This window comes from Trichococcus sp. ES5, assembly GCF_900067165.1.
In the GTDB taxonomy this organism is placed as follows: Bacteria; Bacillota; Bacilli; order Lactobacillales; family Aerococcaceae; genus Trichococcus; species Trichococcus flocculiformis.
Genome location: NZ_FJND01000036.1, coordinates 1 through 9590 on the forward strand (window position 1 = coordinate 1; position 9590 = coordinate 9590).

Consider the following 9590-nt stretch of genomic DNA (forward strand, 5'->3'; position numbering starts at 1 on the left):
CAACATGGCCGGCGCATGATAACCGATGGACTTGCCATAGCGCCCCTTGCGATTGAATCGCCCGTCCTTATTGACAGTGGTCTCTTTGGCCCGCTTCATCAATGCGCGGAAATCCATGGCCTCCACATAAACCTGATTACCCAGTGCCAGGATGGCATTGGCGGTTTTGTTGTGGGCTTCTTTTAATGCCACCGCCCGACGACGGTAGAGGTCCTTCAAGCGAAACATTATTTTCATGTAGTTCTTGCTCCGTACCCAAGTCAACTTGACACCCTGCTTGACGGTACCGTCGACAGTAAAGTTGGCGGGGTTGGTTGCGCGGCGACTCCGGTCCAGTTTTCGTTGCAACAGATGAATCGCGTGGTCATAGGACGCTCCTTCTGGAAATAACTCCTTCAAGATGACGCCGTCATCACCCGCCACCGCCACCGTAGAGGTGCCGATGTCGATGCCCACTTCCGCATTCGGAGCGGGTTTTCGGCGGGACATGCCTGTATTATGGTTGCGTTTCACTGGCGGGATACCTTCCAGCACCAGTTGTAGGAAGTATTGATTGCCACCCTTGAACGCCTTGCGTACGATGCGGCAGTATTTCACCCGGTGCAAGGAAAGGGATTCCTGAACAAATAGGTCGTTGGTACGGATAGTGACGGGCAGAATCAGCCCGTTCCACTCCAAACGGTCGCCTTTGAAGCGCATGCCTGTAGCGTTCGACTTGCCCTCCAATGATTCCAGCTGGCCGAACTTTTTGAAACGTACCTTTTTGCCTTTGCCATACAGAAGGGAGGACACACTTGTCCAGACAGCAGAAGCGATTTTTTGTGCTGTGAAACTGTCGATATGCTTCTTGTACGCCTCGCGCATCCGTCCGATGTAAGCTTGCAAAGCGTATTCCGTCATACCGAAGGTCTTTTGGATAGTTTGCAATTCCTTGTTGCACGCCGTCACACGATTCTTGTCGTTTGCTTTGATGGACAAGCGGCGTTCTGCCAGCACGTCTTGGTATCGACGGTTCTTATACAACTCTGTTAGCTGCGTCCACGCATGGTACAAGACCTTGTTATACAGTTTTTCAGCAATTTTGAAACGCTTATCCAGCACTGCTTGTTCATTTTGATGTGTAACAAGTCCCAGCTCTACGACGAATGAAGCTGTTTTGCTTTTAGCCATACGTGTTCCTCCTTTCTTGATGATTGCTTTGCATTTACTGGCGTTGTGAGGTCTTTTGGCTTTGGATGTATTGCTGAATCATTTCAAGCGGCGCCCCACCCACTGTGGAAACGAAATAGCTATTCGACCAAAGAGTGGGTAGCTTCGTCGTCAGTTCCTTAAACTCCTGTCTCAGCACGCGGGAAGAAACTCCCTTGATGCGTTTGACTGCTTTGTGAACCCCGAATTGTGGATCTATATCCAATAGGAGGTGAACGTGGTCTGGCATGATCTCCATTTCCTGAATTTCGACGGATAGACCGGTGCACGTTTCTACAATGAGCTCCTTTAAGCGTGCCGCTATTGGTCCGACAAGGACCTTTCGCCGATATTTTGGACACCAGACAACATGGTAGATACAAGAATAAGTGATGTTATGATTTGATTTATATTTTTTATTTTCCATACATTGATTATACAGCGAATTCCCACATAACACAACTGAGTGCACGTCTTATATCCCCATAGCTAAAGCAAGGGGCTTTACGACGCTCTTTCGGTAAATGATGCTGCTCGCTTTTTTCCAAATTTGCTGCCTCCTTCACGAATGCCGTTCACTCAATAGATACGCAGCCTGAAAGAAAATCCTTCTTCAGAATTTCGGAATAGTTTCCAAAGAGCCTACGGAAGTGCCGAATCTGTGGTATGATTGATGCAGGATTTGCTTAACGAATGCAGATCCTTAAAGTCACGCAAACGGGAGAAAAGTATGAGTCAATTGTTTAATGTAGATCCCAGAATACTCACGGAGAGCGATCGAAAAATTATCAACTACTTCAAAAAGAATGGGCATATCCCCGCACTCCTCTCAATAAATGAGATCGGTGCAGCTATCGGTATCAGCAATTCAACGCTAACGCGCTTCTCAAAAAAAATGGGCTTCAAAAACTTCAAAGAACTGAAAATGGCACTACTGAGTCAGCAAGAAACTTCTCCTTCAACAAAATTACAGAATGCTGTCCGTTCCGACCATCAGCTTAACGGTCCTGAGTCCATGATTCAGCGCGACATCGACCAACTGCTTGAAACGATGGAATATTTGGACCCAACACTTTTACGGCTCGCAGCTCAAAATCTGGCAAGAAAAAGAAGAATCTACATTTTTTCAAAAGGGGCTACACGCTCACTGGGAGACTTGTTGCATTTTAGATTGAGACGTTTCGGCAGGGACGTGCAACATATCTGTGTAGGCGGCTCAGAAATTTTTGAAACATTGCACATGATGACTACAGATGATCTGATCATTGTGTTTGCCTTCGGGAAAGTCCCGAAGGAAACCCGGGTTATTCTCGATTTTGCCAACAAAGAAGGCATCACGACGCTTTATTTTACTGATCAGCTCTACCAGAAACCCGAAACGAATGGCAACATTCCTTTTTATGTTGCTAGAGGCCTTCCAACAGAATACCATTCTTTAACTTCTGCTATTTCGCTGATCGAGGCACTCATCGTTGAAGTCAGTCGCATTGATCCGGAATTATTCCATAACCAGCTTAATCGTATGCACACTTTAAAAGAAACCTATAAAAAAGAACTTCCTCGCTGATCTGCTGAGGAAGTTCTTTTTTATTCGATGATGAGCGGGACATCGTAACTACCACCTTGGCTTTGCAGCAACTTCAGCGCCTTTTTCAATAGATTCGCACCCTCGACTTTCGCTTCGATCGCTTCATCCACCACCAATTTGTAGCGACCTGCATTCATTTCCTCCCGAAATGCATCTATGGTAGAAAAAGACCGTTCAAAGTCATTCATCACCGAGCCATATTGCAGAAACTGATGCGTATCGCTGCCTGCCATGACTGGACGATCATAATGCGCTCCGACCGCTTTCACCTTTTCGATGTTATCACGACCAAGTAAAGCAGTATCTTTTCCGTTCAAATCAAAGAAATCATAGTAAGCCAACAGTTCTTCGGATAATTCTAAATTATGACAGCCTTTACGGTAGACGTGGGCTGCACCAAAGAGCACATCGTATTTCTTCACCAACGGAAACAATTTCGCTGCCGGCAGGAACTCCTTGAATGTCGCCGACTCAAGAATTTCTTGTCGCAAAGCTTGGATCGTGTCAAATGATCCGATCACCAAGTTGTGTCCGCCTTCTAAAATGTCAACTTCCAAGCCAGGAAACACACGCACTCCTTCAACCATATATGTATCCCCTTCTTGTGGGTAGTTCTCGTGGATGAATTGATATATCTTTTCGAATTCCTGGGTATTGTAATGCTCCGTCAGGCAAAGGGATTCGACTCCGCGCTTGTAGGCTTCTTTGAATAGATTTCTAGTGTATTGCTCCGAAAAAGGCAGATATTTTGCCAATTTACCGTGAGTATGTGTGTCGATAAGCAATTATAAGACTCCTTTTTTAATCAGTATAGTAGTTGTGGAACTGCCAGACACATCCCAAAATAAAGTAGTGAACATGTCAGGAATAGAATGTCCTGCATTTGGATGGACAGTTTTTTCATTTTCATATCGCGGATTTTTTTATTTTTTAAAGCGCGTTGGAATCCCTTTATCTCCAATGCTTCCACAGTTGTCCGGCTACGCTTTGCCATATTGAGCATCAATGGGTAGAAGGCTTTGATCATGATTTTGATCTGATAGATAAGATTTCGCCATTTCCCCTTGAAGCCATCACTGTCGGGGCGGACCCCGCGAATTTTATAGGATAATAAAATGGATTGGTATTCTTCCATCAAAATAGGCAAAATACGATAAGCATAGGATACACTAAAAGAGAATTTTTCAGGTAACCCGATTGCCATCAATCCATTCGAAAGCTTATCCGGATCCATACCCGCGAAAGCGACTATGGCAGCCAACGAAACAACAGCAATCTTCAGCGTCAATTTCAGTAAGGGCATCACTGCAGACAGGCTCCCGCCAAACAATAAAGTGAACATGAACAAAAATCCTGTCTGTGAGAAAATCCCGACTACAAATATGAATAAAATCAATGGAACCGTCTTGGCAATTTTGGTCACAGCAGCCACAAAGATAAACAATCCCATCAACATCAATGTGTCGGAAACAAACCAGGGAACAATCCCAAAAACAAAATACCAAATGAACATAGTCCTTGGATCCATCTTAGCGATCAATGTATCTGAATTACCGTAGGAGTTCTTCAAAACCTGATTCCTGATTGTGGAGATATTCATTCGTTCTAGAAATGACTGATTAAACAAATAGAACCGCCTCCTTTTCCAAATAGTCCAGAAATTCTTGGATACTATAGCAAATTCTTCCGTTCAATCGTTGGCTTAACTGCACAATTTCCGGGGCGACAATCCCTGCACGTTGCAATAGTTTTTCGTCAGCAAAAATTTCTTCTCTACTGCCGTCGCCGATGACTTGACCGTCATGCAATACAATCACCCTATTCGCCCATTCCGCAACCAACTGCATATCATGTGTCGCAATCACAATCGTTTCCACTGTATCCGCCACTTCTTTTAACGTATGCGTAATCCGCTTGCGGGTAGCCATATCCAAGCTGGCTGTCGGTTCATCCAACAGAAGCACCTTCGGATTCAATGATACTCCGATTGCCAAGGAGGCTCGGCGCATTTGGCCGCCGCTTAATAATCGCCCATCCCGCTGACGGATATCCATCAGGTTGAATTGCTGAAGCAACTGCTCAGTGATGTTTTTGTAATTTTTGATTCCTCGAGCCTTCAAAGAAAAAGCAATATCCTTTTCAATGGAATCTTCGATGAACATATTCTCGGGATTTTGATAAACGTATCCTACTTTATCGGAAATGCGCTCCATCTTCATCTTTTTAGTGTTTTGACCATCCAAAACAATCTGTCCCGAATCGGGCTTCAACAAACCGATCAGCATCTTCAGCATACTCGACTTTCCAGCTCCATTATTGCCGATCAGAGCGATCCGTTCCCCTGCGTGCAGTGTAAGATTTAAATTGTTTAACGCTGAATAGGCTCCTTGATCGATTTTCTTGTAGCTCAAGGATACTTCTTTCATTTCCACTATGGACTTCCCTTTCGCTTGATTCCGTTTCAGGTCGCTGGGTATTTGTCTTGACCTGGACATATCAAAGCGCCTATTGATGTAGCCGATGCCTTCATCGATGCTGATAGGTAGGTCCCCTGAAGAATCATATCCTTTTTCGGATAGGCCATGTCCCAGTAAGGTGATTTGCGGCGGATAGACCCCGCCTTCAATCAGTTGCAAAACTTGCTGAAATGCTTCTTTTACTGGCAATAGCCACTCTATTTGGCGATTTTTCATAAAGAGGACTTGGTCACAATAGCGACTTATGTATTCGGAATTATGTTCAATCACAACGATCGTCTTTCCTAATTTTTGATTCAGAAATGCCAAATTATCATAAATTTTTCTGGCATGTGTAGGATCCAGTTGCGCAATCGGTTCATCCAATACAATGATTTTCGGCGACATAACAAGCACGCCTGCTAAAGCCAATAGATGCTTTTGGCCTCCGGATAATTGCCAGACATACTCGTCCGATACGTGCGCTAGATCCAGCGTCCGCAGAATTTCCATCGTGATTTCCTCATAACGTTCTTCGCCTTCATTCAGCAGCCCATAAGAAGCGTCATCCAACACCCGTGGTCGGATCAGTTGGTTTTCAAAATCTTGATAGACGTAACCGATTGTATGAGCCAACTCAGCTGGTGTTTTTTCAGATATCGCCTGATCCCAGATACGGATTTCGCCTTGCAGATCGCCATCCAAAAAATTTGGAATGATGCCATTGAGCAACTTGCAAAATGTTGATTTTCCTGCACCATTATCACCGACCACAGCAACGAAGGAGCCAGGTGGGATAATCACTGAAAGGTTATCCAATATCTTTTCACCTGTATCGGGATAGCTAAAACTCACATTCCGTAATTCTATCATGCCCTCAAACCTCTCTTGTCTGTTCTCGGCGTGTTCTTATCCGGTTAGCGATGAAAAGGATGACCAGCACTGAAACGATCCCAGATACTGCAACAGCTGTATTGCTTTCGGCCCAAGCAGCTTCGAACTCATAATTGATTCCTGTTTCGGCGAGAAATTCTGCGCCAATTGCTGCGAAAACCAACAGACCGCCCGTTAGTATAAATTTAACGTTCAGAAACTCTTGCCAACTCGGGCGCAATTCGGGTGTGCGCTTCCGAATACCCAATAGAGGTTCAATTTTCCCGTGAAGAAGAGGAACCAGATAAAGCGTCGGAAGCATGCAGAAAAAAATCCCGGAAAACAAAATATCGTTTAAGACCGCAAAACCTTCCGTAAAGAGTACGGATTCTGGAAGCCCTTGAATAGCTTCAAATTCTTCGACGGCGAAAACCACTTTCAGAATATCGACGAGCCCTCCAAAAATCTGGTGGATTGCAACGCCAGTAAGGGAAGCGAACGCCACCTGCTTCTTGTTGAGTGGATCTTTCACCAGCATCCCCGCAATATAAATTCCTAAAGAAAAGAGAACAAATTTTTCGACTTCGCCAAGACCACCGAACTGACCTAGCATAATTTCACTAAAAATAACCTCCCCCGTTGCAGCACCAACTGCAGCAGAGAATGGATCGAATAAGATAGCCAGCGTCAAAGGAATAAATGCTAAATATTCAACAGAGAATTCTACGACCCCCAAATTTACTGACGGAATCAACTCAGTAAACAAGGTCGCCAAGCCGTAAATCGACATGGATAAAACGAACACCATCATTTTTTGAGACTGTGAAAACTTGTGAACTTGCGTTGCTGCAGACATTCATTCATTCATTCATACCTCCTTTTGTTATGACTCCATCATACGATTAGAGTGTAAAAACTTCATATGGTTCATGTAAAAATGATGTTAATTTTTCACTTCGTTATAAATGGTAATTTTTTTTCATATAATCATATTTCTAATTTCGATTGAGAAACCGAAAAAAATACAAAAAAAAGATACATCAAAGGTAATGGAGACCTTGATATATCTGTGTTCATACTATTATGCCGGCTGCAGGATTTGAACCTGTGACCTCCGCGTTACGAGTGCGATGCTCTACCAACTGAGCTAAGCCGGCCTTGCAGTAGGTTCACTCAAAAAGTGAGCCACAACACAATAAATTATAAATAAATTTTGCTGGTTTGTAAAGAGGGCAATTTCATCAAATTGAAATTACCCTCTCTGCATACCTTCAGAAATAGCTTAGCTTAGATCCAGGACAACTCAACAACAACAGTCTTCAGTAAGAATTTTAATCTTGAGCAGGCTTATTCCGCAGCTCATGGATACGTTGCAGATCATATGGTGTTTCCTGATAAACAAAATAATTCAGCCAATTTACGAAAAGGATATTGGCATGACCGCGCCAACGTACTACCGGACGCTTGCTCGGATTGTCATCAGGATAATAGTTGATCGGGATATTGATGGGGCGCTCCAGAGCAACGTCACGCTTGAATTCCTTATCAAGCGTATCAAAATCGTATTCAGCATGACCCGTCACAAAAACGAAACGGTTGTCTCTGCTGCGGACAATGCTTACCCCTGCCTCTTCGGATGTCGCAAGGATTTCAAGCGCACTGCAAGACTCTATATCCGCTTTGCGCACATCTGTATGGCGGGAATGCGGCATATAAAATTCATCATCAAAACCGCGGAGCAGCATCGTTCGGCTATCGGTGATCGTGTGCTTGAACACACCAAACAGTTTTTCATTCAGAGGGTACTTTCCGATATTATAGTGATGGTACAGACCCGCTTGGGCTCCCCAACAGATATGCATCGTTGAAAAAACATGACTTGCCGACCATTCCATGATGGACACAAGTTCCGGCCAGTATTCCACCTCTTCAAAAGCAAGATTCTCAACAGGTGCCCCTGTGATGATCATCCCATCAAAATATTGATCTTTGATATCCGAAAAAGTCTTGTAGAAATAGTCCAAGTATTCTTCCGAAACATGCTTGGAATCATAGCTTTCCATCCGCAGCAAGGTCACTTCCACCTGCAGGGATGTGTTCGAAAGTAAACGGATGAACTGCGTTTCTGTCGCTTGTTTTGTCGGCATCAGATTCACGATGATGATTTTTAACGGACGGATATCCTGCGTGACGGCCCTCAGCTCGTCCATGACGAAAATATTCTCTTTGGCCAACTCTTTGATGGCGGGCAAATCCTTCGATACTTTGATCGGCATATTTTCCACTCCTTTTTATTAACCGGTCCATTCAACAACTCTATTATGCACAAAGAAGCTCCCATCACCACAGTCTTACGACCATGGGACGAAAGCTTCGCGTTACCACCCATTTTTATAAGGACTTCACAATCCTCACCTCAAAAAGTACGTAAAGTGATTGCATGATCGCTCATCCTTTATATACTCTGCAGAATATCGCCTGCGTACGTAATCTGGCTGATTATTCACCCGATTAAAGGCTCCAAGACCATCTTCACTTTGTTCCGATACGCTCCCTTTCACCAACACAGGAGCTCTCTTTACGTACTTCCCAAAGTTACTCTTCTTATCATTGCCCATTCTATTGTCAGATTCGAATTATATTAATATAATTAAATTATCATTATTCCTTAATTTTGTCAATAGGTAAAACCGATCATCATTGAACCTTTCCACCAAATAAAAAATAGCAGGCCGGAACTACTTCCCCTAATTCCGGCCCGCTACTCTCATCTATATTTAAAATAAGAGAGAACAGTATTAAAATTCTGCCTTGATATCGGCATATTTTTCGCGTTTGCGATCGAACATCGCTACGACATAGGAGCAACGCGGAACAATTTTTTTGCCTTCCTCCCGCATCTCTTCGACAAGGCGATCCAGTAACATTTCAGCGATGCCTTGTCCTCTCAGAGACGAATCCACATAAGTATGGTTGGCTATAACCTTATCTTCACCGTAAGGTGCATAAGTAATTTCAGCTATCATACGTTCGTTCTCATCATTCAAAGCGAAGCCGTTTTTAGTCTTAACAAAATCTACCATATTTTTAATCCCTCACCTTCTGACAATTACTCTTGAATATAGTTTAGCACGGTTCCACAATTTTATATACTAAGTCGACTTAATCCGAATAATCCTAAAGCTGAGAAAAGCTGAACGGGCTCGTTCAGCCCTGATTAAGGAAACACTGTGACCTAATCGGTCAAGTGTATCATGCCTCTAAGCGATTGAAATCGCAAGAGTCATGACAATTTAGGAAATCTGTCCACGCAACGTTCCCTACGGTCACCTTGTACTGGGGCTCTAAGGGATGAATCCCTAAGAGTCCCATGCAACTGAGCATCGAAGAGCGCAATATGCTGAGAGACTTCCTGCGTCAGCAGGTTAGTCGAATAGTATCCTTGGCTCGCAGAGACAAGGGGTTCCTTGATCCTTTCCGAAGGG

9 protein-coding genes, 1 tRNA gene and 1 other annotated feature are annotated in these 9590 nt (G+C 43.9%); of the genes, 1 reads left to right on the forward strand and 9 read right to left on the reverse strand.

What is annotated here, in order from left to right:
• Both TES5_RS14305 and tnpA read right to left on the reverse strand, forming a co-directional pair.
• Positions 1–1170: hypothetical protein (locus tag TES5_RS14305; protein WP_068562656.1), on the reverse strand; the 1170-nt coding region annotated here is incomplete at its 3' end.
• 34 nt (positions 1171–1204) lie between these two features.
• Positions 1205–1615, reverse strand: a complete 411-nt coding sequence (gene tnpA, locus TES5_RS14310) for an IS200/IS605 family transposase (protein ID WP_068562663.1) — start codon at positions 1613–1615, stop codon at positions 1205–1207.
• A gap of 303 nt (positions 1616–1918) precedes the next feature.
• On the opposite strand from tnpA, the gene TES5_RS14315 reads away from it, so the two are divergent.
• On the forward strand, positions 1919–2755 hold the full coding sequence (locus tag TES5_RS14315) for a MurR/RpiR family transcriptional regulator (protein ID WP_068562657.1): 837 nt from the start codon (positions 1919–1921) through the stop codon (positions 2753–2755).
• A 20-nt stretch (positions 2756–2775) separates the two neighbouring features.
• On the opposite strand, the gene TES5_RS14320 is transcribed toward TES5_RS14315, so the two are convergent.
• The 7 genes from TES5_RS14320 to TES5_RS14350 form a co-directional block, all read right to left on the reverse strand.
• Positions 2776–3561: a PHP-associated domain-containing protein gene (locus TES5_RS14320; protein WP_068562658.1), complete on the reverse strand. Its 786-nt coding sequence runs from the start codon at positions 3559–3561 to the stop codon at positions 2776–2778.
• 20 nt (positions 3562–3581) lie between these two features.
• Entirely contained in the window at positions 3582–4403 is an 822-nt protein-coding gene (locus TES5_RS14325; RefSeq protein WP_198143372.1) for an energy-coupling factor transporter transmembrane component T family protein, read from the reverse strand.
• A complete protein-coding gene (locus TES5_RS14330) occupies positions 4396–6105 on the reverse strand; it encodes an ABC transporter ATP-binding protein (protein ID WP_068562659.1) in 1710 nt (569 codons plus the stop codon). Before TES5_RS14330 ends, TES5_RS14325 begins: the two co-directional genes overlap by 8 nt.
• Positions 6106–6109: 4 nt before the next feature.
• Positions 6110–6961 (reverse strand): DUF8171 family membrane protein, encoded by an 852-nt coding sequence (locus tag TES5_RS14335; protein ID WP_068562660.1) that lies wholly within the window; start codon positions 6959–6961, stop codon positions 6110–6112.
• Between the two features lie 228 nt (positions 6962–7189).
• Positions 7190–7262 (reverse strand) — tRNA-Thr (locus TES5_RS14340).
• Positions 7263–7436: 174 nt separating this feature from the next.
• On the reverse strand, positions 7437–8381 hold the full coding sequence (gene metA / locus TES5_RS14345) for a homoserine O-acetyltransferase MetA (protein ID WP_068562661.1): 945 nt from the start codon (positions 8379–8381) through the stop codon (positions 7437–7439).
• Positions 8382–8462: 81 nt separating this feature from the next.
• Positions 8463–8725 (reverse strand) — a binding site (T-box leader).
• A 178-nt stretch (positions 8726–8903) separates the two neighbouring features.
• Positions 8904–9188: a GNAT family N-acetyltransferase gene (locus TES5_RS14350; RefSeq protein ID WP_068562662.1), complete on the reverse strand. Its 285-nt coding sequence runs from the start codon at positions 9186–9188 to the stop codon at positions 8904–8906.
• Between the last annotated feature and the right edge of the window lie 402 nt (positions 9189–9590).

Bases quoted from the DNA above. Each gene is read 5' to 3' on its own strand.
- tnpA (WP_068562663.1), bottom strand. From the start codon at position 1,615: ATGGAAAATAAAAAATATAAATCAAATCATAACATCACTTATTCTTGT.
- TES5_RS14315 (WP_068562657.1), top strand. From the start codon at position 1,919: ATGAGTCAATTGTTTAATGTAGATCCCAGAATACTCACGGAGAGCGAT.
- TES5_RS14330 (WP_068562659.1), bottom strand. From the start codon at position 6,105: ATGATAGAATTACGGAATGTGAGTTTTAGCTATCCCGATACAGGTGAA.
- TES5_RS14335 (WP_068562660.1), bottom strand. From the start codon at position 6,961: ATGTCTGCAGCAACGCAAGTTCACAAGTTTTCACAGTCTCAAAAAATG.
- metA (WP_068562661.1), bottom strand. From the start codon at position 8,381: ATGCCGATCAAAGTATCGAAGGATTTGCCCGCCATCAAAGAGTTGGCC.
- TES5_RS14350 (WP_068562662.1), bottom strand. From the start codon at position 9,188: ATGGTAGATTTTGTTAAGACTAAAAACGGCTTCGCTTTGAATGATGAG.